Raw genomic sequence first — 23,704 nt, 5'->3', positions numbered from 1 at the left:
TCATATAGGACAAAGCGGGGCGTACCGGTCGCGGGGGGTGCTCGTTTTGCGGTGGGCCGCCCTGACAAGAGGGGCGGTGCCTAAATTCCGTCGGCTGGCACCGGCTCCGGCGAGAGCATCCTATAACTAACGCAGGGCTTCGGCCCACCAACCTGTTGCGGCCATCAATCGCGGATCTTCTTCATGCTCAACGCCATCGGCCTTGTCGTCATTCTGCTGTGCGTCTTCGGCAGCTTCCTGATGTCGGGCGGCAATATCATGGTCATCGCTCACGCCCTGCCGCACGAAATGCTGGCCATCGCCGGCGCCGCGGTGGGTGCGTTCATCCTCGGCAACTCCATGACCACGGTCAAGAAGACCTGGGCCGGGATCCAGCGCGTCTTCAAGGGCGGGCGCTGGACGGAGGTCGACTTCCGCGACCTGCTGGCGCTGCTCTTCACGCTCCTTGCCACGTTCCGCAAGGAAGGTGCGAACTCGATCGAGAAGCACCTCGATGCGCCGGAGGAAAGCAGCATCTTCATGCGTTATCCGCGCCTGCTGGGCGACGAGGGGCTGATCGAGTTCATCTGCGACTACTTGCGCATGATGACCGTGAACTTCGAGGATCCGCATCAGCTCGCCGAAGCCATGGAGGGCGACATCGAGCGCCACCATGCCGAAGAACTGGCGCCGCAGCACGCTCTCCAGATGATGGCCGACGGCCTTCCCGCCTTGGGCATCGTCGCCGCCGTTCTCGGCGTCATCAAGACCATGAGCTCGATCGACCAGCCCACCGAGATCCTCGGTGCCATGATCGGCGGCGCTCTGGTCGGCACGTTCCTGGGCGTGCTTCTGGCCTACTGCCTGGTCGGTCCGATCGCGCAGAAGCTCCAGCAGATCATCGATTCCGACTTCAAGCCCTATCTCATCGTCAAGACGGCGATCGTCGGCCACGCCCAGGGCCAGCCGACCGAAGTCGCCATCGAACTGGCGCGCCGCATGACACCCTCGCCCTATGCCCCCTCGTTCACGCAGCTCGAGACCGCGCTCGACGAAGTGAAGGACCAGCTCAATGCCAAGCCAGCCTGACATGGCCAACCTCGATCTCTCTCCATCGCCGATCTCCGAGCCCGAGGTCGAAGACCGCTCGCTGCAGTTGCCCGTTCATGGATCGACGGTGACGGCGGAAGACCTGCGCGTCCGCATGGTCCTGGCCTGCGACTTCGATGGCGCCCTGCACATCGACGCCAGCCGGGTCGAGACCGTCGGCCAGGCCGTGCTCCAGCTCCTCGTCGCCGCGCGCGCCGAAGCGCGCGAAGCCGGCCATGATTTCGAAATCGTCAATCCCAGCGCCGCCTTCGTCGAGCGCGTGCAGGCCTGCGGGCTGGCGGAAGCCGTCGGCCTTTCTGAAGAGGAATTCCCGTCGTGAGCAAACTCATCCTGACCGTCGACGATTCCGCCTCGATGCGGATGCTTCTCAAGGCCTCGCTGGCCGCGCAGGGCTTCCGCGTCGAAGCCGCCGACGACGGCGAGCATGGCCTGGAGCGCATGCACGAGGTCAAGCCGGACCTGCTGATCACCGACATCAACATGCCCAAAATGGACGGCTTCGAACTGATCGAGGCGGTTCGCCAGGTGCCCGAGTTCCGCGGCACCCCCATCCTGGTGCTGTCCACCGAGTTTTCGGACGAGAAGAAGACCCGGGCCCGTGAAGCCGGCGCAACCGGCTGGATCACCAAGCCCTTCGAAGCGGCCAAGCTGGGAGCGGCTGTCCGCCGCGTCTGCCCGTGAGCGACGAACTCGACGAAATCCAGGGCATCTTCTTCGAGGAGTGCACCGAAGGCCTGGCGGTTGCCGAGGCCGGTCTTTCCGCCATGGCGGCGGGCGATGTCTCGGCGGAAACGATCGCCGGAGTGTTCCGCGCCGTCCACTCGATCAAGGGCGGCTCGGGCGCCTTCGGCCATGCCGCGCTGCTGGCCTTTTCGCACCGGTTCGAGAATGTGCTCGACGAAGTGCGCGCCGGCCGCATCGTTGCCAGCCCCGAAGTGACCCAGACCATGCTCGGCGCGTTCGACATCCTGTCGGATCACGTCGCGGCGGCGCAGGGCGGCACCGAACCGCCGGCCGACGCCGCCATGCTCGAGCAGCTCGACTCCATCCTCGAAAGCAAGGGTGCCGTCGCGGCAGCTCCTCAGGTGGAAACCGCGCCCGAGCCCGCGGCGCAGCTCGACGACTTCGGCTTTACGCCGCTCGCGGCGACAATCGATGATTTCGATCCTTTCGGCTTCGAGCCGGTGGCGGTGGTGCTCGACGACCTGACGTCGCCGGAACCCGCCGAGCCCGCAGGATGGACCATCCGTTTTGGTCCTTCCCGCGGCGCGCTGGGCAACGGCGGCGAGCCGATGCTGGTGATCCGCGAACTGGAGGAAATGGGCGCCTCGGTCACCGACGTCGATCTGGAAACTCTTCCGGGCCTGCGCGATCTCGACCCGGAGGACAGCTACTTCGTCTGGACCCTGCGCGTTCCGGGCACGGTTGCCGAGCAGGACATCCGCGACTGCTTCGACTTCGTGGACCCCGCATCGCTGGTGGACATCGCTCGCCAGGAAACGGTGGTCGCCATCGTGGAAGAACCGGCGGCCGACGAATTCGACGGTTTCGGCCTGTTCGAACCTCTGCCGATCGTTTCCGAAGCGCCGTCAGACGCCGTCCTGACGCTGGTGCCGGTTGCCGCCGAGGCGGCCCAGGTCCCGGCCGCAGCCGCTACGCCCGCTTCCGCTGCTCCCGTCCTCGCCGCCGTGCCCACGCCTGCGCCGAAGGCCGAGACCCGCCAGGGCAGTGTCGAAGTGGCGCAGTCGATCCGTGTCGACCTGTCCAAGCTCGACCAGCTTCTGAACCTCGTGGGCGAACTGGTGATCCGCGGCTCGATCCTGTCGGACCGGCTCTCGCCCGCCGACCAGGAGCGGGTGGAACTGCCTGAACTCTCGCGCCTGACGCGGCAGATCCAGGACAATGTCATGTCGCTGCGTGCGCAGCCGATCAAGCAGGCCTTCTCCCGCGTGCCGCGCATGCTGCGCGACCTTTCGGCGGAAACCGGCAAGAAGGTCGTGCTGGAAACCATCGGCGAGATGACCGAAGTGGACAAGGGCGTGATCGAGAAGATCGGCGACCCGCTCACCCACATGATTCGCAACGCGGTGGACCACGGCATCGAAAGCGCCGAGGAACGCCTCGCCGCCGGCAAGCCCGAAGAGGGCACCATCCATCTCTCCGCCGAGCAGAAGGGTGCGCGCATCATCGTGCGCGTGCGCGACGATGGTCGCGGCATCAACCGCGAGCGGGTGCGGGCCAAGGCGATCGAGCGCGGCATCATTTCCGCCGACGCCGCGCTGTCCGACGAGGAGATCGACGGCCTGATCTGTGCGCCGGGCTTCTCCACTGCCGAGACGATCTCGAACATTTCGGGGCGCGGCGTCGGCATGGACGTGGTCCGCTCCAACGTCGAGGCGCTGGGCGGCCGTCTGGAAATCAACTCGGTGCCGGGCGAGGGCACGACCTTCACCATGGCGCTGCCGCTCACCCTGGCGATCCTCGACGGCATGATCGTGCGCCTCGGCGACCAGCGCTTCGTGCTGCCGCTCGCCAATGTGGTCGAGACCGTCCAGCCGGAGCCGGGCCAGGTCCAGGCCACGTCGCCCAGCTCCGAAGTGATCGAGCTGCGCGGGCAGTACCTGCCGGTGCGCCGCGTGGGCGAGATGTTCGGCATGCGCTCCGAGCGGGCGCCCGAGGACTCGCTCGTGATCATCGTCGAGAGCGAGACGGCGGGCAACGTCGGCCTCATGGTCGACACGATCGATAACCGCCGCGAAGTCGTGATCAAGAGCCTGGAGGACAACCTCCACCCGATCCGCGGCCTCGGCGGCGCCACCATCCTCGGCGACGGCTCGATCGCGCTGATCCTCGACATCGACGCCCTGGTCGCGACCGGCGGCTCGTCCAAGTATGCGCTGAAAGGAATGGCAGCATGAGCACCGAAGACACCGAACTCGACGAACGCAAGATCGTCACTTTCACGCTGGGCAGCCGCCTGTTCGGCATCGACATGCGCTCGCTGATCGAGATCCGCGAATGGGAGGAACCCACGCCGCTGCCGAGCGTGCCGCCTTATGTGAAGGGCGTCACCAACCTTCGCGGTTCGGTCGTTCCTGTCGTCGGTTTGTCAGAGCGTCTCGGCTGGGCACCGAGCGAGTTGCATGCGCGCTCGTGCATCCTCGTGGTCACCATCAATGGCCGCCATGCCGGTTTCCTGGTGGACGAAGTGCAGGACATCGTCGTGATTCAGGGCAGCGAGATCCAGCCCGCGCCGGATGTCGAGATCAACGAGCAGGGCGCCATCGCCGGTCTCGTCAAGATCGAGCGCCGCACCCATGACGCCGCCAATGCCGAAGCCATGTGCCTGCTGCTCGACCTGGACGCGCTGAGCCTGACGCGCCAGATCCCGGACTTTGTCGCCTGATGACCGTGCTGGCTTCCTCTGAAGGAACGGGCGGGACGCTGGGGGCTACGGCCGAACTGCGCTCCGCCCAGTTCCGCGACATCGCCGCGATCATGCAGCGAGAGGCGCGCATCCATCTGGTCGAGGCCAAGACGACCCTCGTCCACTCGCGCCTGAGCCGCCGCCTGCGCGAACATGGGCTGACCAGCTTTGTCGATTACGTCGCGCTGGTGGAGCGCGATGCCGAGGAACGCCATGCCATGGTGGTGGCGCTGACCACCAACCACACGCACTTCTTCCGCGAGAACCACCACTTCGACCATCTGCGCCGCGAAGTCCTGCCCAAGCTGCAGGACCGCGCGCGCAGGGGTGAGAAGGTGCGGATCTGGTCGGCGGGCTGCTCCAGCGGCGAGGAAGTCTATTCGATCGCCATGTGCCTTGCGGGCGACGGACCGACGAGCGCGGCCTGGCTGCAGCAGGGCGACGTGCGCCTGCTTGCCACCGACATCTCGCCGCCGGTCGTCCAGGCGGTGCGCGATGCGCGCTATTCCGCCGCCACCGTGGAGCCGATCCCGGAAAGCTACCGCAGGCGCTGGATGCGCGCCGAAGCGAACGGCGACCATGTGGTGGCCGATCCTCTGCGGGAACTCGTCGCCGCGCGGGTGCTCAACCTGTTCGATACCTGGCCGATGCGGCGCAAGTACGACGTGATCTTCTGCCGCAACGTGATGATCTACTTCGACGATACCGCCAAGGCCGAGCTGGAGGCGCGATTCGTCGAGATGCTGGCGCCTGGCGGCACGCTCTACATCGGCCATTCCGAACGCCTGATCGGCCCCGCTGCGCGGTTGATGAAGCCGGTGGGCCAGACGATCTACGCGCGCAACGATGGCGGCCCCGCATGACGGTGGCTCCCGAGAAGACCCGTGTTCTTATCGTCGACGACAGCGCGGCGATGCGTGCGCTGCTGAACAAGCTGCTGAGCCACGATCCCGCCATCGAGGTCGTCGGCATGGCGCCCGAGCCGCATGCCGCGCGCGAGATGATCAAGTCGCTCAATCCCGACGTGGTCACGCTCGATATCGAGATGCCGGGGATGGACGGCCTGTCCTTTCTGGAACGCATCATGCGCCTGCGTCCGATGCCGGTGGTCATGTGCTCGACGCTGACCGCGCGCGGCACCGAGTCCACCATCGAGGCCATGCGTCTCGGCGCCGTGGACTGCATCGCCAAGCCTTCCGGCAATCCGCTGGAAATCGCCCAGGACGGTGCGCTGCTGCGCAAGATCGTCAAGGCCGCGGCGCGGTCCTCGGTGCGCCGCACCGCCAGCCCGCCCGCGCCGGTCAATGTGGCGCAGGGCACCTTGCGCGACGTGGTCATCGCCGTGGGTGCTTCGACCGGCGGGGTGGAAGCCCTGTTCTCGATCATCGGCGCCCTTCCGCCCGATTGCCCGCCGGTCCTGGTGGTCCAGCACATGCCCGCGGCCTTCACCGGCAGCTTCGCGACCCGGCTCGACAAGGCCGCGCGGGTGCAGGTGCTGGAAGCCCAGCACGGCATGAACCTGCGCCGGGGCACGGTCTATCTCGCGCCGGGCGGCGGCCAGCACATGGAACTGCTGGGCGGCACCAGCGGGCAGATCAAGCTCGTGGCGGGCGATACCGTCAGCGGGCATCGTCCCTCGGTGGACGTGCTGTTCCGTTCGGTGGCCCGGCTCGGCTCGCGCGCGGTGGGCGTCATCCTGACCGGGATGGGCTCGGACGGCGCCTTGGGCCTCAAGGCCATGCGCGATGCCGGAGCCCGCACGCTGGGACAAAATCGCGAGACCTGCGTGGTCTACGGAATGCCGCGTTCCGCCCTCGAGGCGGGTGCGGTGGAAAAGGAATTCAGTTTGTCCGCCATGCCCGAGGCTATCCTCGGCGCGTGTCGGCGATAAATGGAGCGGTTCATGCCGGCAGCGTCTGCAATAAAAGTAATGGTGGTCGACGATCAGACGTCCATGCGCGCGATGATCCGTCGCTCGCTACAGGATCTGGGTTTCAAGGACATTCGCGACAAGGGCGGCGCCGTGGAAGCGCTGGCGTCGATCAAGACCGATCGCGTCCATCTCGTCATCTCGGACTACAACATGCCCGAGATGGACGGTCTCGAGTTCCTGGAAGCGGTTCGCAACGATCCGGTGATCGGCAAGACCGTGTTCATCATGCTCACCGGTTCGGCGGACAAGGAAGTGGTTCAGAAGGCCGCGGCCCTGGGCGTGAACAACTACGTGGTGAAGCCCTTCGCGCCGGCGGCACTGAAGGAAAAGATCGAACGCGTCTTCGGCGAACTGGTCTGAAGTCATGCGCCGCGTTGCCATCGTTCAGGGGGAATATCACGTCGTCCATCAGTCCGGCGTCGTCATCTCGACGCTGCTGGGCTCGTGCGTCGCGGCCTGCTTGCAGGATCCGGTCGCGCGCGTCGGCGGGATGAACCATTTCCTGCTGGGAGAGCCGGGCGCCGACGCCCCGGTCAACCCGGCGGACATGCAGCGCTACGGTGTTCATGCGATGGAACTGCTGATCAACGCCCTGATGAAGCACGGAGCGCAGCGCACGCGGCTGCGCGGCCACCTCTATGGCGGCGCCAACATCGTCGCCGGGCTCGGCGGCATCGGCACCAAGAACGCGCAGTTCGCCCGCAATTTCATGCAGACAGAAGGCATCGCGCTGGATCACTGCGATCTCGGCGGCACCCAGGCGCGCAAGGTGGAGTTCATGCCCTTCGAAGGGCGCGTGCGCGCGACGCTGGTGCAGGACCAGCCGCTGCCGCCGGTCGAACGGCCGAAACCGGTTCCGGTGTCCCAGCCGACCGGCGAGCTGGAGCTGTTCTGATCATGGCGCAGCGGATCGATATTCAGGGGGAAGTAATGACAATTCCGATGGAAGCGTCGGCCGATGGATCGGCGGCGGCGCCGCTCTGGCAGGCGCTCGCGCAGGAAATGCGCGTCGCCCGCGAGCTGCTGGAGCAACTCGCCGGCGTGCTGGTGAACGACGAGCGCTTCGTGCTCGACTACATCGACCAGCTGCAGGCTTTCGATCTGATCGCCCAGCATGTGGACGAAAGCGCCGCCCTCCTGGACCGTGTGGCCGGCGGCCAAAGCCCCGACGATGCCGTTGGAGCCGTCCGGCTCAGCGTCATGCAGGACCGGCTGCGCGCCGCTCTGGATTGAGGACTTAGAACGTGGCACGGGCCAACGACGATCATCCCACGATCGTCATCCGCAAGGTCAAGAAGCACGCGCACGGGGGGCACCACGGCGGCGCCTGGAAAGTCGCCTATGCCGACTTCGTGACGGCGATGATGGCATTCTTCATGCTGCTCTGGCTGCTGGCCAATCCGGACAAGGAGCAGCTCAAGGGCCTGGCGGAGTATTTCTCGCCCAATGCCGATCGGTCTTCTCCGGCGACCACGCTGACCAACCAGCCCGGATCGCAGCCCGGCATGGGCGGGCATAGCCGCCGCGCCCAGTCGGCCGACACCGTATCCGTGGGGCAGCCCTCGGCCGAAGCCGGCACCAAAGGCGCTGCGCGCGGCGGTACGGCGGATATACCCGAAGCGGCGCTGCGCGTGATGGCGCAGGAAATGCAGCTCTCGCTCGACCCACCGGTCGATGCCGATCAGGGCAAGCGCAGCATCGACGTCCAGCCCGATCGCGACGGATTCCGCATCCATCTGATGGACAATGCCAATCGCTCGATGTTCAAGGGTCCGACGGCGCAGCTCAACGACTATGCCCGCAATCTGCTGGGCCGCGTCGCGCAGAAGCTGGCGGGCACCGGGGCGCAGGTCGCCATCGAAGGCCATACCGACAGTTCGGGCGGCCAGAGCGAGGCCAACTGGAACCTGTCCGCGCAGCGCGCCCTTTCCGCCCGCGCGGCGATGATCGCGGCGGGGCTTCCGGCGGACCGATTTGCCGAAGTCGTGGCCAAGGCCGGCACCGAGCCGGTCTATCCCGACCGTCCGGACCGGCCCGAGAACCGCCGCATCACCATCGTCGTCATGGCAGAGCCTTCCGCGCTGCCCCGCGACGCGAGCTTTAAGTTCTGAAGATGACGACTCTTCCCCGCGATGCGGCCCAGTCCGGGCGGACTTGCGGGCAATCGAGCAATCTGGATCGGAGAATACCGTGATCAAGCGGATCGTGATCGGCCTGGCGGCGCTGGCCGCCGGAACCGGCGTCGGCATCGGCGGGGCCTATGCCGCCCGGCAATTCCTTCCGCAGGCGATGCCGGACCTGGGGCCGACCAAAGTGGAAACGGAATTCGTACCCACCGGCACCATCCTGGCGCCCCTGACCTTCCCCGATGGCCGGCTCTCCGGCTATGTCTCGTTCGAGTGCCAGGTCGAAGTCGCCAAGGGCAAGGCCGAGGACGTCACCGGCCAGCTTCCGCTGCTGCTCAATGCCGTGAACATGCGCACCTATCGCACGCCTCTGGCCAGCGGGCCGGACGGCCTGATCCCGGGTGTCGAGGCATTCCGCCGCGTGGTGATGGATGCCGCCGTCGAAGTCTACGGCAAGGACCTGGTGCGGCGCGTGGTCGTCACCCAGGCCGCGCCGGTCTGAGCGTCGAGGAGCCGAAGAAAGCGATGCCCGCGTCCTCTTCCGCCCTGTCGCAGAGCGGCGGCCCCATGCCGCTTGCCGCGCCTCGTACTCCGCGCGGGCCGCGGGTCACGACGATCCTGCTGATCGGCAAGCTGGCGAGCCGGTCCGGCGAGACGATCTGCCGCATCCGCAACATCTCCGATCTCGATCTCATGGCCGAAGTTCACGGCATCTTCGCTGTAGACCAGCAGGTTCACGTAACCCTGAAGGCAGGCGACGTTTTACGCGGCACAGTGCGGTGGGCGCTCAATGGTCGCATCGGCATGGAATTCGACACGCCGGTGAACGTTGCGGGACTGCTCGGCCATGTCGCCAATCGCGTCGGTCCCGAAGGTGTCGCCCGCGGCCCTCGATTCGATGTCGATTGCGCCGCCCAATTGCGCGCCGCCCATCAGCGGCATGACGGTCGCCTGATCGACCTCTCGCAGGGCGGCGCCCGTTTCGTCGCCGAGGTGCATCTGGCGCAGGACAGCATCGTCACGCTGGCGGTGCCCGGCCTCGGCGAGCGGGAGGCTGCGGTGCGCTGGGTAGGCGAGGGCGCCTATGGCCTCTCGTTCCTGGAGCCGCTGGCTTTCGCAGATTTCGGCGCTTGGCTGATTGATCGCCCTCTGCGCTACGGCGAATGAGGCCTCATATCCGTCGTCCCGGATCAAGTCCGGGACGACGAAATACCGCTATCCCGGCACACCGAAACTCTTCACCAGCGACCCGGCGATCAAGGCCCAGCCGTCCACCAGCACGAAGAAGATGATCTTCATCGGCAGCGAGATCGTCGCGGGTGGGAGCATCATCATGCCCATGGCCATCAGCACGGCGGCTACGGCGAGGTCGATCACCAGGAACGGCAGCAGCAGCAGGAAGCCGATCTCGAAGGCGCGGCGCAGTTCGGAGATCATGAAAGCCGGCATCAGCGTCGTCATCGGCAGTTCCGCGCGCGAGGCGGGCACTTTGCCGGAGAGCTGGACGAACAGCTTCACGTCGTCCTCCCGCACCTGCTTGAGCATGAAGGTGTGGAACGGCTTGCTGGCGCGCTCCAGCGCCTGGGTCTCGTTGATGCGGCCCTGGTTATAGGGAACCATGCCGTCCTTCCAGGCCGCGTCGAACGTCGGCGCCATGACGAAGAACGACAGGAACAGTGCCAGGCTGATCACCACGGGATTGGGCGGGACGCCCTGCACGCCAAGGCCCGAGCGCAGCAGCGACAGGGCGACGATGATGCGCGTGAACGAGGTGATCGTCATCAGGATGCCGGGCGCCAGGCTCAGCACCGTCATCAGCAGGACAAGCTGGATCACGCGTCCTGACATAGGGCCGGACAGGGCGCCTTCACCCAGCGCACCGGCGACTTTCTGCGCCATGGCGGCTTCGGGCAGGAAGGCAAGAACGGTCGCCCCGCAGAGTGCGGCGGCGACGGCATAAGACTTACGCATCGGCAGGAGCTTTCGGAGTGATCGGGCCGATGCACGGCGCGGAATCGAGCATGACGACGCCTTCGGGCGAAATCAGCAGGCTGATCTCGCGGTAGTCGCGGCGAATGAGGACGACGGAGCGGCGCGGGTCGATGGCCAGGCGCTCGATCAGTTCGAGCCGCCGGTCGGACCGGTCTGAACCGATGCCGGCGAAAAGCTGGCCGTTAAGCCACTTCTGCGGCAGCTTCAGGTCGTAGCGGCGCACCAGCCATAGCGCGCCGACCAGCATGCCGAGCACCACGCCCAGCGCGCCGAGAGTCCGCAGGAGAGAGAGAAAGTCCATGCGTTCAGCGCTCGCGCTCGACGACCTTGGTGATTTCCAGCGACATCATCTCGCCGTTCATCAGGATCTTGCCTTCGGCCACAAGCTGGTCGTTGACGTAGACGCGGGTCGGATCGTTGTGACCGCAGTCGAGCGGGATCATCGCGCCTCGGCTCATCTTGAGGACCTGGCGGATGGGGATGCTGGTCGATCCGAGTACGATCGACATGTCGATGGGAATGCCTTCGAGGACGGACATGGCGCGTCTCCTTTCAAGCCTGCTTATAGGAATTAAATTTATAGGATCATGCCGCGACTAGGCAAAAAATGCCTATAAGGATGCTGACTGCCACGAAGGCAGGGCAGGAGCTGTCTTGATGGAACTGAACAACTCGATCGGCGTCTCGGCATCGGGCCTTCGCGCCCAGTCGCTGCGGATGCGCGTGATCGCGGAAAACCTGGCGAACTCGGACTCCGTGGCGAAGACGCCGGATGCCGATCCCTATCGCCGCCGGGTCGCCACGTTCACTGCCGAAGTCGACCGTGCGAGCGGCGCCACCCAGGTGGCCGTCAAGTCGATCGAAGGCGATAAGAGCCAGTTCGGGCGTGTCTACCAGCCGGGCAGCCCGGCCGCCGACGTGCAGGGCTATGTCAGCCAGCCCAACGTCAATCCGCTGATCGAGGCGGCCGACATGAAGGCCGCGCAGCGATCCTACGAAGCCAATCTCAATGCGATCGAATCCGCGCGCGGCATGACCATGCGCACGATCGACCTGCTCAAGTAAGGAACACTTCCATGGCAATCGGAGCACTCGACGCCGCGGCCGCCTACGGCCGCGCGATGAAGACGGCTGCGCCCTCGAGCGGCGCCGCAGGCGGCCTCGCCGGCCTGTCCGCGGCTGGTGCCGGCACTGGCGGCAACTTCGCCGGCATGGTGGAATCCATGGTGACCGACGCCTCGACCTCGCTGCGCACCGCCGAGGCGGAAAGCGCCAAGCAGGTGGCCGGCAAGGGCGACCTGATCGATGTGGTCACCGCGATCGGCGCCGCCGAGACCGCGCTCGACACCGTGGTCGCCGTGCGCGACCGCGTGGTGAATGCCTACTCCGACATCATGCGGATGCAGATCTAGTCCTGTCCTGACGTAGTTTCACGAGAGTCGGCCATCATGACCTCACCCGAAGCCATCGAGATCGCGCGCGCGGCGCTGGTGCTGGTGCTGACCATCGCCGGCCCGATGCTGATCGCCGCGCTGATCGTCGGCGTCGTCATCGGCCTGCTCCAGGCGCTTACGCAAGTGCAGGAGATGACGCTGACGTTTGTGCCCAAGATCTTGGTCCTGGGGGTCGTCATGCTGCTTTCGCTGCCGATGATCGGCCATGCGCTCGGCGCCTTCATGGACCGCATCGCCGACGCCATCATCACCGGCTGACGTCATGGGCGGCGCTTCCCTCGACATGGCCACGCTGGCGGCGCTGCCGATCGACGCGGCGACCTTCCTCATCCTGTTCTGCCGGGTCGGTGCGGTGATCATGCTGCTGCCTGCATTCTCGGAGGATTCCATTCCGCCGCAGATCAGGCTGGTGATGGCGCTTGGCTTCACGCTCGGCCTCTACGGCATGCTGCAGGGACCGGTCGCGCAAGCTGTAAAGTCGGACGTTTCGCTGCCGCTTCTGGTGATCGGGGAAATGCTGGTGGGCATCGCCATGGGCATGATCGTGAAGATCCTGTTCAGCGCCGCCGCCATCGCCGGGTCCATCGCCAGCCAGCAGGTCGGCCTGGCCTCCGCGCTCGTCGCCGATCCCTCGATGGGCGGCCAGGCGCCGCTGCTCTCGCGCCTGTTCGGGATTGCAGCGGTGATCGTCTGCATGAGCCTGGGCGTCCACCACTTGTGGATCGCCTCGATCTTCCAGTCCTATAGCGTCTTCCCGGTCGGGGGCCTTCCGCCCGCCGCGCAGTTTGCCGACCTTGCGGTGAAAGTCACCGGCCAGTCTCTGGCACTGGGCGTCAGCCTGTCGGCGCCGCTGATCCTCTATGGCGCGCTGTTCAACGTAGGCCTCGGCCTGGCGGCGCGCGTGGCGCCTTCGATCCAGGTCTTCTTCATCACCCAGCCGCTGAACCTGCTGCTCGGCATTTCGGTGCTGGCGATGACCCTGGGCACGATGCTGACGGCTTTTGCGACAGCCATGGGCAGCTTCATGCAGAACGGATGGAGCCTCTAGCGCCATGGCCGAGAGCGACAAGGACCAGCGGACACACGAGCCGACCCAGAAGAAGCTTGAGGATGCCCGCAAGCGCGGCGAAGTGGCGATGGCGCCGGAAGTGCGCCATGCCGCGATGATGGCCGGCGCGCTGATCGTCACCGGCTGGGTCGGCATTTCCACGATGCGCCATCTCGGCATGATGATGACGCGCCTCTGGGGCAGTGCCGAGGACTATCCGCTCGATTCGGACGGTGCGCAGAACCTGATGACAGGCGTCGCGCGTCATTTCGCATTTTCGCTGCTGCCGGTGCTTGGCGTGCTCTTCGCCTGTGCCGTCGCCACCATCTTCCTCCAGAGCCGCGCGATGCTGAGCTGGTCGCGCCTGAAGCCGAAATGGTCCAAGCTCAACCCGGCCAGCGGGATCAAGCGCATTTTCGGCATGCGGGCGATGGTGGAGTTCGCCAAGACATTGGCCAAGTTCAGCGCCATCGGCCTCGTCGTGTTGCTGGTGCTGAAGCCGCGCATGACCGGGTTCGACCAGCTTGTGGGCTTTACGCCGGGGGCGGTCGGCGCGGCAGCCGGGCAGATGGCCTTCGAGGCGATCCGTGCCGTGCTGCTGCTGGTGGTCGCGCTGGCGCTGTTCGATTTCATCTACCAGCGCCGTGCTTTCATGAAGCGCATGATGATGACGCTGCAGGAAGTGAAGGACGAGCACAAGCAGAGCGACGGCGATCCCAAGATCAAGGCCAAGATCCGCCAGATCCAGATGCAGAGTTCTCGCAAGCGTATGATGGCGGCGGTGCCCGAGGCCAGCGTGATCATCACCAACCCGACGCACTACGCCATTGCGCTCAAGTACGACCACGGCGCCATGGCGGCGCCGGTGGTGGTGGCGAAAGGCGTGGACGCGATCGCCCTGCGCATCCGCGAAATCGCCACCGAATCCAAGGTGCCGATTGTCGAGAGCCCGCCGCTCGCCCGCGCGCTCTACGCCGCCGTAGACATCGACCGGCCGATTCCGATCGAGCACTACGCCGCCGTGGCCGAGATCATCGGCTACGTCATGCGGCTCGCCAGGACCGGACGGAACTGAGGTGAAAATCCCAAACCTGCCCGCCGTCTGTCGCTTCAACCATCCTATAAGGTCAGTGATGCCCCAGCGTTTCAAATCGAGGATGTCCGGTCCGCTTTTCGCCCTGACGACGGGGCTGGGGGCGCTGGCACTGGCGCTCGCGCCAACGGCGGCGGTCGCGGGACCGCAGCCGCGCATCAAGGACATCGTCGATGTCGAGAACGTGCGGCCGAACCAATTGGTCGGCTACGGGCTTGTGGTCGGCCTTCAGGGCACCGGCGACCGCATCCGCAATATCCCCTTCACCGAGGAGACCTTGCAGGCGATGCTGGAACGCATGGGCGTCAACATCCGCGGCACGCAGATGCTGACGCAGAACGTCGCCGCCGTGACGGTGACGGCCACGATGCCGCCTTATGCCCGCGCCGGGTCCTCGATCGACGTGCAGGTTTCCGCGCTCGGGGACTCCACGAGCCTGCAAGGCGGCATCCTGCTCGTCTCCTCGCTGCGCGCGCTGGACGGCGAGATCTACGCCGTGGCGCAAGGACCGGTGGCGGTGTCGGGCTTCAAGGCCCAGGGTGCGGCGGCCAAGCTCAGCCGCGGCGTCATGACCACCGCGCGCATCGCCGGCGGTGCCATCGTCGAGCGCGAAGTCCCTTACGACTTGCGTTCCGCCCAGACGCTGAAGCTGGCGCTGAAGAACCCCGATTTCACCACGGCGCGCCAGATCGCGGCCACCATCAACCGGGAAGCTCCCGGCGCGGCGCAAGTGCTCGATCCCGGCACGGTGGAGCTGAATCCGGCCGGCGGTTCGGTGATCGATCTCATCACCCGCGTCGAAAACCTGCCGGTCCAGGTGGACCAGGTCGCGCGGATCGTCATCAACGAGGCGGCCGGCACCGTGGTCATGGGCGCCGACGTGCGCGTCAGCCCGGTGGCGATCGCCCAGGGCGGCCTGACCATCAGCGTTACCGAGACGCCGATCGTATCGCAGCCCGCGCCCTTCTCCAATGGCGAGACCACCGTGGTGCCGCGCACCCGCGTGGAGGCGGACGACGGCAGCGGCGCGCATCTGGCAGTGCTGAACGGCGGAACCTCGCTGCAGACGCTCGTGGCCGGGCTCAATGCGCTGGGCGTCAGCCCGCGCGACCTCATCACTATCCTCCAGGCCCTGCGCACCGCAGGCGCCCTGCAGGCCGAAATCGCGGTACAGTAAGATGGCAGATCCGGTTCTTCGCTCGCTTCCGTCCCGTCCCGTGGTGCAGACGCCAGACCGCAGCCCGGCCAAAGTCGCGCGCGAGTTCGAGGGTGTCTTCGCCGGCCAGATCACCAAGATCATGCTGGAAACCGTCGAACGGGGCGATGAATTCTCGGGCGGTCACGGTGAGGAGATGTTCCGCGGGGTGCTGGCCGAGCAGCTGGGCAACCAGATCGCCAAGGGCAGGGGCCTGGGCATCGCCTCGGCCGTGGAGGCCCAGATCATCCGTATGCAGGGAGGTAGCCGCAGTGCCGAATGAACTGATCGAGATCATGACCTCGCTGTCCATGGTCATGCGCGAGGAGACGGAGCGCCTGGAAGGCCGCGAACGCGCGCTCGATCTGGCGGAACTCGCGGCGGCGAAGACCCGGCTCGTGGCGTCGCTGGAAGAAGTGCTGGCGCGTCGCAACCGGCTCGAGCCGGAGTGGACCGAGCAGATGGACGACGAGACGCGCGAGCGCCTGGCCGAAGCCCTGGGCGAACTGCGGGCCGCCTCGCTGGTCAATTCCGCGCTGCTGGAGCGGCAGATCGACTTGTCGATGGAGATGATGGGCGCCATCGCCAGCGAGGCCAAGCGTCTTTCGGGCAACCGCACATACACTTATGGATCGAAAGGCGACATCGCGCGGCTCGACCTGACCACGCCCATCTCGTTCAACAGCGAGTATTGAGCGCCTGAAACGCAATGGGAGAAGGTTTCCCGTGATCGGGATCGGGCAGCCCTCTCTTCACACCTTCAGCAGTCGATGCTGACCGCTTCGCTACTCGCGAGCAGTTCCGCCGTATCCCTGGCGGATGCCGGCCGACCGAACAGATAGCCCTGTCCGAAAGTGCAGCCCAGAGCGGTGAGGTCGCGCGCCTGCCGCGCCGTCTCGATCCCTTCGGCGGTCACCGGCATCGACAGGCTCTGGCCCAGATCCATCACGACCTTGACCAGCTTGCGCCCGGCGTCGTCATCCAGCGATTGCACGAGCGTGCGGTCTATCTTGATCATGTCGAGCGGCAGCGTGCAGATCCGGCTGAGGCTGGCGTAGCCGGTGCCGAAGTCATCCAGCGCTATCCCGACCCCCGCCTGGCGCAAGGTGGCCACAGCGGCCTGCGCGGCGGCGACATTGTGGATCACCGCATCCTCGGTGATTTCGATCGTGAGCCGCTCCGGGGCCAGGCCGCTGGCAAAGACGATCCGCATGACCTGCGCGACGACGCAAGGGTTGCAGATCTGGCGGGGCGACATGTTGAGCGACAGGCCGATCCGCTCCGGCCAGTCGCGCCCGTCGCGGCAGGACTGGCGGGCCATGGCGTAGAGCAGGTCGTCGTCAAGGCCGACATCCTCGGCGATCGACAGGAAGCGGCCGGGTCCGAGCATGCCGCGCTGCGGATGGTGCCAGCGCACCAGAGCCTCGAAGCGCATGACTTCGCCGGAAGGGAGCGCGACGATGGGCTGGTAGTACGGCCTGATTTCGCCGCGCAGCAGACCGCCGCGCAAGTCTTCCTCCAGCGCGGCCCGCTCGGCGAGACTGGAGAACATCTCGGGCGAGAAGCGCAGGATGTGCCCGCCGCCCGCGTCCTTGGCGTGGGACAGGGCGATGGAGGCGGCGCGCAGCAGTTCCTCGGCCGCCATGACATGGGAGGTGCCGCTGGCGATGCCGATGGAGGCGGTGAGATGGACCATGTGGCGGCCAAGGCTGACGGGATCGCCGATCGCCGCCAGCAGCGTGGCCGCAAGTTGCTCGGCTCGGTCCTGCGAAGGAGGCTCTGTCAGCAGGCATGCGAATTCGTCGGCGCCGAGATGGATGACGGGCGAGCGATCGAGGATGCCGGTCAGCCGGTGATGGATGATCTCGATCAGCCGGTCGCCGGCGGCAGGGCCGCAGAGGTCGTTGATGAGCTTGAAGCGATCGAGATTGACGATCAGCAGCACGGCGGGGCGGGAGAGGGCATTGCCATCCACGCCGGCTCCGCCGTCGGTTGCCGCGAGCGCGGCGCCTTGCGGTGAGGCCGCCTGAACGCCGGCCAGGGCCTGCTCGATCAGGCGCAGCGGGGATCCACGCGCGTTCGAAAGTGACGGCGCCAGACCGGCCGCGGGCGACGGCGAGCGCCGCTTGCCCTTCGGCTTCAACAGATTCGGTATGCGCATCATGCCTTCCGGGACGTCCGACATACCATTATATGGCGCCGCCCCGTGCTACGGGCCCGGCTTCATGTCAATTGCTGTCACTTATTCGAACAGAGCGGCTACGACCGTGCCGAGGTTGACGGGATCGATCTCGTCTATCGCGATTTCGAGATCGGGGTTTTCGCTATAGCCCAGCATGCGGCCCTGGCGGTCCAGCGTGACCGACAGAACCCGCAACCCCTGCTCTTCGGTGACGACGGCAAGGCCGCCGGCCGAGGGAAAGCGATCGGGATCGACCAGGAGGATCGACCGTCCGGGCAGTCCGGCGCCGAGCGTGGGGCGGCCCAGCCGCAGACCATAGGTGCGCGGCCCCGAACTGCGCGGGGCTTCGACTTGCGTGCCGGCGGGCGTGCGCGCGATCAGGCCATCGGGAAGCGGGCTGCCATATACCGGGACGAGGTGGAGCGGGGCATGCTGTGCGGCGATCTCTTCCGCGGAAACGGCGGGCGAGGGTGCCGCCCGCTTGCCGAGAGGCTGATCGAGAAGCGGCCGTTCCAGCGCCGTGCGACGGGAAGCGCCGCGTTCGCCCGGTGCCGCCCGCAGGCCGCCCGTGCCCGCCGGTGCCGGGGATTCCAGGTCTTCGCGCGGTGCAGCGGACAGTTCGTTCCGCAGGGCGGCGATGCGGTTGCGCGACTTGGTGATGCGAAGCTGCGGGTTCGCCACCATGGGCAAAACCGCGTCGAGATCGCCGCGCATGTGCGCATCGTTGACGATCGCGACCAGTTCGGCATCGTCCGAAGCGGCGAACAGGCGGCGCAGGGAGGTGCGGATCTCTTCGTTCCAGCGCTCGAAGGGTTTCAGCGCATTCTCGATGCGCGACAGGATCACAGGAGCGATCCCATATTCCTGTTCGAGCGCGGCGATGGTCAGCGTATCGTCGGCCGCGCGGCGGCGGCGCAGGGCGGCCGCCAGCAGCACGGCGAAGCGTTCGGCTTCCGGGTCGGTCCGGTCTCCGCCATGCAGTGGATCGGCCCAGGCAGCGATGTCGAAATCCGTATCGTCGATGTCGATCAGCAATTCTTCGGCATCGATGCCCAAGGCGCCTGCAATGTCCCGCAACTCGCCGGCGCGCGCGAAGATTTCTCCCCGCTCGATCTTCGAGAGCCGGATATAGGTTATCGCTGGAAGCTTCTCCGACAATTCGAGCAGCGATCCAATATTAAGCTGCTTGCGGAATTTGCGGATGCGGTTGGGGAACACGAGCGTGCGATAAGCATCGATCTCGATCGCCGCAGGCACCGCGGCAAGCGCTTTCGCGCCCCGCTTCTGCAATTCCGGCGATTTGTGGGAAAGCGCTTTTTGGCCAAGCGGTTTGTGGGTCATTGAAGCTCTTACTTGGCTATGGACGCCGAATTTTTTCCACGGATCGGACACTTGGTCAATAAACCATTATGTATATCGTACCAAAGTGGGTCGAATTGTCATTCTCGGCAATAACTTCCACCATTTGGCTCCCTGTTTTGCACCATATTGGCTAGTTCTGTCGTGTTTCCAGGAGAACGCAGTTTCATTGCAGGAAAAACTTTCCTACCAAGTTCTGGCTGTCCGGGAGAATCCTCGTCCCGCAAGGGCGGTGTTAAAAAGCTGGAATGATATATTTATTCAGGGAACGTCGTCCGCGCTCATCCAGTTCCATCCTATCCACTCGGTTCGTCGATTTTATGGGATAATATCGATTCCCGTTGAAGGCAGGATGAACGGTGCCGCGCCGATGCACGAACGAAAAAGGGCGCCAGTTCCACCGAACCGCGCCCTTCCTTCAAATCGTCGGCAAATCGGGATCAGCCTCGGCCGAGCGCCGTCTTCATCAGGCCGATCTGCTTGCGGTAGAGGTTGGTCATCGCCGCGAAATCGGCCTGGACCTGCCCGAGGTTGAGCAACTGGTCTTCCAGAGTGACGTTGTTGCCGTCCGGCTTCGTCTCGGTCGTATTGCTATCGGCGATCACGCGGCTCCCCGCCTGGGGTGGCCGCGCGCCGAGCGCCGTCATGCCGCCGGACAGCTCCACCTTGGGCCGCGAGACGCGCGGGGTGCCGCCTGCTCCCCCATATTGCGAGACGAGCGAGGAGAAGTCCGGCGCCTCCACCGTGCGTGCCTTGAAGCCGGGCGTTTCGTTGTTGGCGATGTTCTCGGCGATCACGCGCTGGTGCTCGGCCATGAACTTCATCGACTGGGCCATGCCGTCGAAAATAGGAGGAAGAGAAGACATGAAGGATTTCCTCAATAGCCGGTAAGGCGCGAAAGCGCGGCCTGGTAGTTGGCGAGCTGCTTCTGCTGATAGGCGGTGCCGCCGCCGGTGATCGCGCCGTCCACCAGTGTCGCCTTGGTGGAGTCCCAGTAGAGCGAACGATAGGCGGACTGCGTCATGGAGAGAGCCGAATTGATCTTCGACAGGGCCACGGCGGCCGTCTTGGCGTCCGTCAGCGAGAGCGTATTGGCAAGGCCCAGGCTGTAGTTGCCGCCGGGGGTGACTTTCGGCCCATCGGGATCGGGCGCCTTGGAGGAGACGAGGCGCACCGGGTCTATCCCCAGCTTGGACAGCGCATCCTTGCCGTCGGCCCCGGAGCCGAGCTCGATCTTGAAGCCGGATTTGACCTGGATCTTGAGCGTGCTCTGTCCATCGACGCGCGGCGTGGTGATGGTGGCCTTGGTGCCGGTGATCCGCTGGATCTTCTGCGACAGCGTGGCCATCGTCTCGTCCTTGGCGATCGTGATGGTGCGGGTGGCACCGCCATCCACGCGCAGGGTGAACTGGTCGCCCGCCTGCAGGCTGGTCTGGGAGAAGAGGGTGGTCGACTCCTGGTCGTTGAGCGTACCCCGGTTGAGGCCCAGCGCGCCGAGCACGGTCGATCCGCCCGCGACGGCCGAGATCTTCACCGGCTCGGTGGTGGCGGAATGCAGGCCCCACTGGGAAACCTTCTCGATCGTGCCGGTGGCGGCGTCGATGCGCGCGACGAAGCCGTCGACGCTGCCGGACTTGGCGCCGGACAGGTCGCCCGCCGTGCGTCCGCCGACATAGAGCGTGCCGTTCAGGTAGGTGACGCTGTCGGCCTGGTCGGTCGCCGAAGTGCCGATATAGGTCGTGCTGGCCGAGGACATCGCCGCATCGATGCGGGTGACGAAGGCGTCCTGCCCGCCGTTGATGCCGTTGACCTGGGCGCCGTTCACCGCCGTGCTGGTGGTGCCGACGACGGCGATCTCGCCCGCGTCGGAAATGGCGATGGCGCGCGCCGTCACGTTCCCCAGCGCGATCGAGCCGAGGTCGTTGCCGAGCGAAGTCGAATCGATCCGGCGGATGGTCGCCATGCCGTTCTCGCTGGTGAGCGCCAGCAGGTTGCCGTCGTTGTCGATGGCGAGCGAGGTGACTGAATCCGGGCCGCCGCTGTCGATCGTACGACGTTCCTGGAATTTACCGGCGGCATCGAGCTTGGCGATGAAGGCGTCGCCGCCACCGGTGGAGGATTTGCCTGCGACGTAGATGCTGCCGTCGTCGCCCACCGTCACCGCGCTTGCGGTCTCGTTGCCGACCTGGCGGATGACCGTGGACGAGAGCTGCTCGCCCTTGATGTTGTAGCGCGCGACCAGCATGTCGGTCTGGCTGTCGTCGCCGCCGTTGTAGGCGCCGCTGACGGTGCCGGCGACGACGATATCGCCGTTGGCCGCGATCGTCACCGCCGCGCCCTCGGCGCTGCCGGCGGCGCCCAGGCTGCGCTGCCAGACGACATGGCCTTCGCTGTCCACTTTGGTGAGGAAGAGGTCGTCCGAGCCGTCCGAAATGCGCGTGCCGACATCGCCGGCCGTAGTGCCGACGACATAGCTGAAGCCTTCGGCGTCGGTCGCGATCGCCTTGGCCTGCGTGGGGGAGGTGACCGTGTAGTCCTTGCCCTCGAAATCGCTTGGCGTTGCGGAGGCCTTGGCTTCCGCCGTGGCCGTGCTGTCGATGGCGTTGAGCTTGCTCAGGCGCTGCCAGGACAGCGAATCGGCAAGGTCCTCCACGCGGTAGACGCGCGCGGCGGTCGGCCCGTCCTTTGCCGTCTCGCCGCTGGCGATCATCAGGGCATCGCTGCCGCCGACCTGGTCGATCGCGACTTTCTCGCTTCCCGAAGGGTTGAAGACGAGGCCCCACTTGCCATCGTTCTTGGCGACGGTGAAGTTCGACTTCCACTTGCTGACGGGATTTCCATCGGCATCCACTACCGGACTGCCGCTCGTGTCCGTCGCCTGGGTGCCCGCGATCGCCGCGTTCAGCGCCGCAGCCACCGAATCGAGCGTGGGCGGCTTGGTCGTCTGGGACAGATCGACCGTCACCGTCTCGGTGGTGCTGCCTCTGGTCAGCTTGATCTGCAGCACTTCATCGCCGGTCATCCCGGCGAGCGCGGCGTCGCGCGTCTTGGACACGCCTTCGCCGACGACGGTTCCGCTGGAGTTCCCCGCCTTGACGGCGACCGACTTGGCATTGCTGGTCTGGGTGCCGAAGTTCAGCGTGACGAGATCGCTGTCGGCCGATCCCAGGAAGGACTGGAGATCGCGCAGGCCCTGCGCGAAAGCCTTCTGGAGCGAGGCGCGTTCCGAAGAGGAGGTCGAGGCCTTGGCCGCGCTTTCGGCCAGGATGCGAAGACGATCCAGCGCCTTGTAGGTGGTGAAGGCGGTCTGGACGTCCGGAAGGTCTTCGAGGGAACCGTCCTTCTTGGTGTCGACGATCGACAGCATCTTCTTGATCGCCAGGATCTGCGCGCTGACCGGGCGGGTGTCGGCATCTTCCTGCCAGGGCGGCGTGGTGCTCGGCAGGGCGGTGGTGAACGCCTTCTTGGCCTTGAGCACCGCGGCGCTTTCCATGCTGGCGAGGGAGGAGGACAGGGCGGAATAGGAACTCGCTCCGCCGAGAATCGACAGGCCGATCAACCCATTGTTTATATTTATCGCCAATTCTGTCTCCATCGGGCAGTTGCGCTTCGTCTTCCTCCTATAAATAGAGGGAACAACGCCCAAACCGTGCGGAATCGAGCAATTTTTCGGGGGTATCGAAGTGACCATGATGGCCGCGGTGGTTGAGCCGCCGGAGCTCAAGAAATACTCGGGAATGCAGCGCGCCGCCGCGCTGATGCTCGCTCTCGGCCGCGACCATGGCGGTCCGATCTGGGAGCAGCTCAATACCGACGAGATCAAGGAGCTGTCCGCCACGATCGCCCAGCTCGGCCGGGTGCCCTCGGTCGTGGTCGAGCATCTGCTGGTGCAGTTCTCCGGCGAAGTGTCGAGCATGGCCTCGCTCCACGGCTCCTACGAGACGACCGAGCGCCTGCTCGAAGGCATTCTCTCGGCAGATCGCGTCAAGGAGATCATGGAGGACATTCGCGGTCCTTCCGGTCGCACGATGTGGGACAAGCTGTCCAACGTCAGCGAGGCGGTGCTCGCGGGCTATCTCAAGAACGAATATCCGCAGACCGTTGCGGTGATCCTGCACAAGCTGCGCCCGGACCATGCCGCGCGCGTGCTGTCGGAACTGCCGCGCGAATTCGCCACCGACGTCGTCATGCGCATGCTGCGCATGGACACCGTGCAGAAGGACGTGATCGTCCAGGTCGAACAGACGCTCAAGAGCGAGTTCATGACCAATCTGTCGCGTGCCCAGCGCCGCGATCCGCACGAGACCATGGCCGAACTGTTCAACGCGCTGGACCGCTCAACCGAGGAAGCCATGCTCGGCGCGCTCGACGAGAAGGCGCCGGAATCGGCCGAACGCATCCGCGCGCTCATGTTCACCTTCGAGGACCTCGGCAACCTGCTGCCGGGCGCGATCCAGACGATCGTGCGCAATTGCAACAAGCGCGAACTGGCGCTGGCGCTCAAGGGCGCGCCGGACGAGATGAAGAAGATGTTCTTCGGTGCCATGACCGAGCGCGCCGCCAAGCTGATGCGCGACGACATGGCCGCCATGGGCCCGGTCCGCGCACGCGAATGCGAGGAAGCGCAGACCTCGCTCGTGCGTCTGGCCAAGTCGCTGGGCGACCGCGGCGAGATCATGCTCGTCGATCCCAAGAGCGACGACGCGATGATTTATTGATGTCTTTGTCCAAGCTCACGCCGCTCGAGACAGGCGGATGCCTGTTTCGTCCTGGCGCGAGCTAGGCTAATGATACCGTTCACGAATT

Annotated in this window: 29 protein-coding genes; 22 read left to right on the top strand and 7 right to left on the bottom strand. The window is 65.7% G+C overall.

The window, feature by feature from the left end:
- Positions 1 to 183 precede the first annotated feature (183 nt).
- The 13 genes from motA to L284_RS30155 all read left to right on the top strand — a co-directional run bounded on the left by motA (position 184) and on the right by L284_RS30155 (position 9,742).
- Positions 184 to 1,068 carry a flagellar motor stator protein MotA gene (gene motA, locus L284_RS30215; RefSeq protein ID WP_021233049.1) on the top strand — a complete coding sequence of 295 codons (885 nt, stop codon included), beginning with the start codon at positions 184 to 186 and terminating at the stop codon, positions 1,066 to 1,068.
- Positions 1,052 to 1,408: an STAS domain-containing protein gene (locus L284_RS30210; protein ID WP_327194202.1), complete on the top strand. Its 357-nt coding sequence runs from the start codon at positions 1,052 to 1,054 to the stop codon at positions 1,406 to 1,408. The genes motA and L284_RS30210 overlap by 17 nt, the downstream gene beginning before the upstream one ends.
- The gene (locus L284_RS30205; protein ID WP_021233047.1) at positions 1,405 to 1,770 is read left to right on the top strand and encodes a response regulator; all 366 of its coding nucleotides are present in this window, start codon (positions 1,405 to 1,407) and stop codon (positions 1,768 to 1,770) included. The genes L284_RS30210 and L284_RS30205 overlap by 4 nt, the downstream gene beginning before the upstream one ends.
- A complete protein-coding gene (locus L284_RS30200; protein WP_021233046.1) occupies positions 1,767 to 4,007 on the top strand; it encodes a chemotaxis protein CheA in 2,241 nt (746 codons plus the stop codon). The genes L284_RS30205 and L284_RS30200 overlap by 4 nt, the downstream gene beginning before the upstream one ends.
- Positions 4,004 to 4,495, top strand: a complete 492-nt coding sequence (locus L284_RS30195) for a chemotaxis protein CheW (RefSeq protein WP_021233045.1) — start codon at positions 4,004 to 4,006, stop codon at positions 4,493 to 4,495. Before L284_RS30200 ends, L284_RS30195 begins: the two co-directional genes overlap by 4 nt.
- On the top strand, positions 4,495 to 5,379 hold the full coding sequence (locus tag L284_RS30190; RefSeq protein WP_021233044.1) for a CheR family methyltransferase: 885 nt from the start codon (positions 4,495 to 4,497) through the stop codon (positions 5,377 to 5,379). The genes L284_RS30195 and L284_RS30190 overlap by 1 nt, the downstream gene beginning before the upstream one ends.
- Complete coding sequence (locus L284_RS30185; protein ID WP_021233043.1) at positions 5,376 to 6,407, top strand: protein-glutamate methylesterase/protein-glutamine glutaminase; 1,032 nt, start codon at positions 5,376 to 5,378, stop codon at positions 6,405 to 6,407. The genes L284_RS30190 and L284_RS30185 overlap by 4 nt, the downstream gene beginning before the upstream one ends.
- A 12-nt stretch (positions 6,408 to 6,419) precedes the next feature.
- Positions 6,420 to 6,809, top strand: a complete 390-nt coding sequence (locus tag L284_RS30180) for a response regulator (protein ID WP_031341617.1) — start codon at positions 6,420 to 6,422, stop codon at positions 6,807 to 6,809.
- 4 nt (positions 6,810 to 6,813) lie between these two features.
- Positions 6,814 to 7,344: a chemotaxis protein CheD gene (locus L284_RS30175; RefSeq protein WP_021233041.1), complete on the top strand. Its 531-nt coding sequence runs from the start codon at positions 6,814 to 6,816 to the stop codon at positions 7,342 to 7,344.
- A gap of 35 nt (positions 7,345 to 7,379) precedes the next feature.
- Positions 7,380 to 7,682, top strand: a complete 303-nt coding sequence (locus L284_RS30170) for a hypothetical protein (protein WP_235054310.1) — start codon at positions 7,380 to 7,382, stop codon at positions 7,680 to 7,682.
- Between the two features lie 11 nt (positions 7,683 to 7,693).
- A complete protein-coding gene (locus L284_RS30165) occupies positions 7,694 to 8,560 on the top strand; it encodes a flagellar motor protein MotB (protein ID WP_021233039.1) in 867 nt (288 codons plus the stop codon).
- Positions 8,561 to 8,639: 79 nt separating this feature from the next.
- Positions 8,640 to 9,077 carry a hypothetical protein gene (locus L284_RS30160; protein WP_021233038.1) on the top strand — a complete coding sequence of 146 codons (438 nt, stop codon included), beginning with the start codon at positions 8,640 to 8,642 and terminating at the stop codon, positions 9,075 to 9,077.
- 23 nt (positions 9,078 to 9,100) lie between these two features.
- Positions 9,101 to 9,742, top strand: a complete 642-nt coding sequence (locus L284_RS30155) for a PilZ domain-containing protein (protein WP_081673911.1) — start codon at positions 9,101 to 9,103, stop codon at positions 9,740 to 9,742.
- 48 nt (positions 9,743 to 9,790) lie between these two features.
- On the opposite strand, the gene fliP is transcribed toward L284_RS30155, so the two are convergent.
- Genes fliP through L284_RS30140 form a run of 3 tightly spaced genes read right to left on the bottom strand, consistent with a single transcriptional unit; the run spans position 9,791 to position 11,106 of the window.
- The gene (fliP, locus tag L284_RS30150) at positions 9,791 to 10,546 is read right to left on the bottom strand and encodes a flagellar type III secretion system pore protein FliP (protein WP_021233036.1); all 756 of its coding nucleotides are present in this window, start codon (positions 10,544 to 10,546) and stop codon (positions 9,791 to 9,793) included.
- The gene (locus tag L284_RS30145; RefSeq protein ID WP_021233035.1) at positions 10,539 to 10,868 is read right to left on the bottom strand and encodes a FliO/MopB family protein; all 330 of its coding nucleotides are present in this window, start codon (positions 10,866 to 10,868) and stop codon (positions 10,539 to 10,541) included. The genes fliP and L284_RS30145 overlap by 8 nt, the downstream gene beginning before the upstream one ends.
- A 4-nt stretch (positions 10,869 to 10,872) precedes the next feature.
- On the bottom strand, positions 10,873 to 11,106 hold the full coding sequence (locus L284_RS30140) for a FliM/FliN family flagellar motor switch protein (protein ID WP_021233034.1): 234 nt from the start codon (positions 11,104 to 11,106) through the stop codon (positions 10,873 to 10,875).
- A 118-nt stretch (positions 11,107 to 11,224) separates the two neighbouring features.
- Between L284_RS30140 and flgC the strand changes: the two genes are divergently transcribed.
- The 8 genes from flgC to L284_RS30100 all read left to right on the top strand — a co-directional run bounded on the left by flgC (position 11,225) and on the right by L284_RS30100 (position 16,052).
- Positions 11,225 to 11,632, top strand: coding sequence for a flagellar basal body rod protein FlgC (gene flgC, locus L284_RS30135; RefSeq protein ID WP_021233033.1), 408 nt, complete (start codon positions 11,225 to 11,227; stop codon positions 11,630 to 11,632).
- A gap of 11 nt (positions 11,633 to 11,643) precedes the next feature.
- Positions 11,644 to 11,979, top strand: a complete 336-nt coding sequence (locus tag L284_RS30130) for a flagellar hook-basal body complex protein FliE (RefSeq protein ID WP_021233032.1) — start codon at positions 11,644 to 11,646, stop codon at positions 11,977 to 11,979.
- A gap of 36 nt (positions 11,980 to 12,015) precedes the next feature.
- Positions 12,016 to 12,279, top strand: coding sequence for a flagellar biosynthetic protein FliQ (locus tag L284_RS30125; protein ID WP_021233031.1), 264 nt, complete (start codon positions 12,016 to 12,018; stop codon positions 12,277 to 12,279).
- Positions 12,280 to 12,283: 4 nt separating this feature from the next.
- The gene (fliR, locus tag L284_RS30120) at positions 12,284 to 13,069 is read left to right on the top strand and encodes a flagellar biosynthetic protein FliR (RefSeq protein ID WP_021233030.1); all 786 of its coding nucleotides are present in this window, start codon (positions 12,284 to 12,286) and stop codon (positions 13,067 to 13,069) included.
- Between the two features lie 4 nt (positions 13,070 to 13,073).
- Positions 13,074 to 14,144, top strand: a complete 1,071-nt coding sequence (gene flhB / locus L284_RS30115; RefSeq protein ID WP_021233029.1) for a flagellar biosynthesis protein FlhB — start codon at positions 13,074 to 13,076, stop codon at positions 14,142 to 14,144.
- Positions 14,145 to 14,226: 82 nt separating this feature from the next.
- A complete protein-coding gene (locus L284_RS30110; RefSeq protein ID WP_021233028.1) occupies positions 14,227 to 15,339 on the top strand; it encodes a flagellar basal body P-ring protein FlgI in 1,113 nt (370 codons plus the stop codon).
- Position 15,340: 1 nt separating this feature from the next.
- Positions 15,341 to 15,640 (top strand): rod-binding protein, encoded by a 300-nt coding sequence (locus L284_RS30105; protein ID WP_021233027.1) that lies wholly within the window; start codon positions 15,341 to 15,343, stop codon positions 15,638 to 15,640.
- Positions 15,630 to 16,052, top strand: a complete 423-nt coding sequence (locus L284_RS30100) for a hypothetical protein (RefSeq protein WP_021233026.1) — start codon at positions 15,630 to 15,632, stop codon at positions 16,050 to 16,052. Before L284_RS30105 ends, L284_RS30100 begins: the two co-directional genes overlap by 11 nt.
- Before the next feature lie 65 nt (positions 16,053 to 16,117).
- Here L284_RS30100 and L284_RS0123790 read toward each other — a convergent pair whose 3' ends face one another.
- The 4 genes from L284_RS0123790 to L284_RS30085 all read right to left on the bottom strand — a co-directional run bounded on the left by L284_RS0123790 (position 16,118) and on the right by L284_RS30085 (position 22,481).
- A complete protein-coding gene (locus tag L284_RS0123790) occupies positions 16,118 to 17,518 on the bottom strand; it encodes a putative bifunctional diguanylate cyclase/phosphodiesterase (RefSeq protein WP_160172096.1) in 1,401 nt (466 codons plus the stop codon).
- Between the two features lie 81 nt (positions 17,519 to 17,599).
- Positions 17,600 to 18,880 (bottom strand): helix-turn-helix domain-containing protein, encoded by a 1,281-nt coding sequence (locus L284_RS30095; protein WP_021233024.1) that lies wholly within the window; start codon positions 18,878 to 18,880, stop codon positions 17,600 to 17,602.
- A 458-nt stretch (positions 18,881 to 19,338) separates the two neighbouring features.
- The gene (locus L284_RS30090; protein ID WP_031341612.1) at positions 19,339 to 19,764 is read right to left on the bottom strand and encodes a flagellar biosynthesis protein FlgB; all 426 of its coding nucleotides are present in this window, start codon (positions 19,762 to 19,764) and stop codon (positions 19,339 to 19,341) included.
- A gap of 11 nt (positions 19,765 to 19,775) precedes the next feature.
- On the bottom strand, positions 19,776 to 22,481 hold the full coding sequence (locus L284_RS30085; RefSeq protein ID WP_031341611.1) for an NHL repeat-containing protein: 2,706 nt from the start codon (positions 22,479 to 22,481) through the stop codon (positions 19,776 to 19,778).
- A gap of 106 nt (positions 22,482 to 22,587) precedes the next feature.
- Between L284_RS30085 and L284_RS30080 the strand changes: the two genes are divergently transcribed.
- Positions 22,588 to 23,616 (top strand): flagellar motor switch protein FliG, encoded by a 1,029-nt coding sequence (locus L284_RS30080; protein ID WP_021233021.1) that lies wholly within the window; start codon positions 22,588 to 22,590, stop codon positions 23,614 to 23,616.
- Positions 23,617 to 23,704: the final 88 nt, after the last annotated feature.

The sequence above is a fragment of the Novosphingobium lindaniclasticum LE124 genome (genome assembly GCF_000445125.1).
GTDB classification, from domain to species: Bacteria; Pseudomonadota; Alphaproteobacteria; order Sphingomonadales; family Sphingomonadaceae; genus Novosphingobium; species Novosphingobium lindaniclasticum.
This window is presented reverse-complemented; position numbering and strand designations above follow the sequence as displayed.

Bases quoted from the DNA above. Each gene is read 5' to 3' on its own strand.
- motA (WP_021233049.1), top strand. From the start codon at position 184: ATGCTCAACGCCATCGGCCTTGTCGTCATTCTGCTGTGCGTCTTCGGC.
- L284_RS30210 (WP_327194202.1), top strand. From the start codon at position 1,052: ATGCCAAGCCAGCCTGACATGGCCAACCTCGATCTCTCTCCATCGCCG.
- L284_RS30195 (WP_021233045.1), top strand. From the start codon at position 4,004: ATGAGCACCGAAGACACCGAACTCGACGAACGCAAGATCGTCACTTTC.
- L284_RS30190 (WP_021233044.1), top strand. From the start codon at position 4,495: ATGACCGTGCTGGCTTCCTCTGAAGGAACGGGCGGGACGCTGGGGGCT.
- L284_RS30185 (WP_021233043.1), top strand. From the start codon at position 5,376: ATGACGGTGGCTCCCGAGAAGACCCGTGTTCTTATCGTCGACGACAGC.
- L284_RS30180 (WP_031341617.1), top strand. From the start codon at position 6,420: ATGCCGGCAGCGTCTGCAATAAAAGTAATGGTGGTCGACGATCAGACG.
- L284_RS30175 (WP_021233041.1), top strand. From the start codon at position 6,814: ATGCGCCGCGTTGCCATCGTTCAGGGGGAATATCACGTCGTCCATCAG.
- L284_RS30170 (WP_235054310.1), top strand. From the start codon at position 7,380: ATGACAATTCCGATGGAAGCGTCGGCCGATGGATCGGCGGCGGCGCCG.
- L284_RS30155 (WP_081673911.1), top strand. From the start codon at position 9,101: ATGCCCGCGTCCTCTTCCGCCCTGTCGCAGAGCGGCGGCCCCATGCCG.
- fliP (WP_021233036.1), bottom strand. From the start codon at position 10,546: ATGCGTAAGTCTTATGCCGTCGCCGCCGCACTCTGCGGGGCGACCGTT.
- L284_RS30145 (WP_021233035.1), bottom strand. From the start codon at position 10,868: ATGGACTTTCTCTCTCTCCTGCGGACTCTCGGCGCGCTGGGCGTGGTG.
- L284_RS30140 (WP_021233034.1), bottom strand. From the start codon at position 11,106: ATGTCCGTCCTCGAAGGCATTCCCATCGACATGTCGATCGTACTCGGA.
- flgC (WP_021233033.1), top strand. From the start codon at position 11,225: ATGGAACTGAACAACTCGATCGGCGTCTCGGCATCGGGCCTTCGCGCC.
- L284_RS30130 (WP_021233032.1), top strand. From the start codon at position 11,644: ATGGCAATCGGAGCACTCGACGCCGCGGCCGCCTACGGCCGCGCGATG.
- L284_RS30125 (WP_021233031.1), top strand. From the start codon at position 12,016: ATGACCTCACCCGAAGCCATCGAGATCGCGCGCGCGGCGCTGGTGCTG.
- fliR (WP_021233030.1), top strand. From the start codon at position 12,284: ATGGGCGGCGCTTCCCTCGACATGGCCACGCTGGCGGCGCTGCCGATC.
- flhB (WP_021233029.1), top strand. From the start codon at position 13,074: ATGGCCGAGAGCGACAAGGACCAGCGGACACACGAGCCGACCCAGAAG.
- L284_RS30110 (WP_021233028.1), top strand. From the start codon at position 14,227: ATGTCCGGTCCGCTTTTCGCCCTGACGACGGGGCTGGGGGCGCTGGCA.
- L284_RS30105 (WP_021233027.1), top strand. From the start codon at position 15,341: ATGGCAGATCCGGTTCTTCGCTCGCTTCCGTCCCGTCCCGTGGTGCAG.
- L284_RS0123790 (WP_160172096.1), bottom strand. From the start codon at position 17,518: ATGCGCATACCGAATCTGTTGAAGCCGAAGGGCAAGCGGCGCTCGCCG.
- L284_RS30095 (WP_021233024.1), bottom strand. From the start codon at position 18,880: ATGACCCACAAACCGCTTGGCCAAAAAGCGCTTTCCCACAAATCGCCG.
- L284_RS30090 (WP_031341612.1), bottom strand. From the start codon at position 19,764: ATGTCTTCTCTTCCTCCTATTTTCGACGGCATGGCCCAGTCGATGAAG.
- L284_RS30080 (WP_021233021.1), top strand. From the start codon at position 22,588: ATGATGGCCGCGGTGGTTGAGCCGCCGGAGCTCAAGAAATACTCGGGA.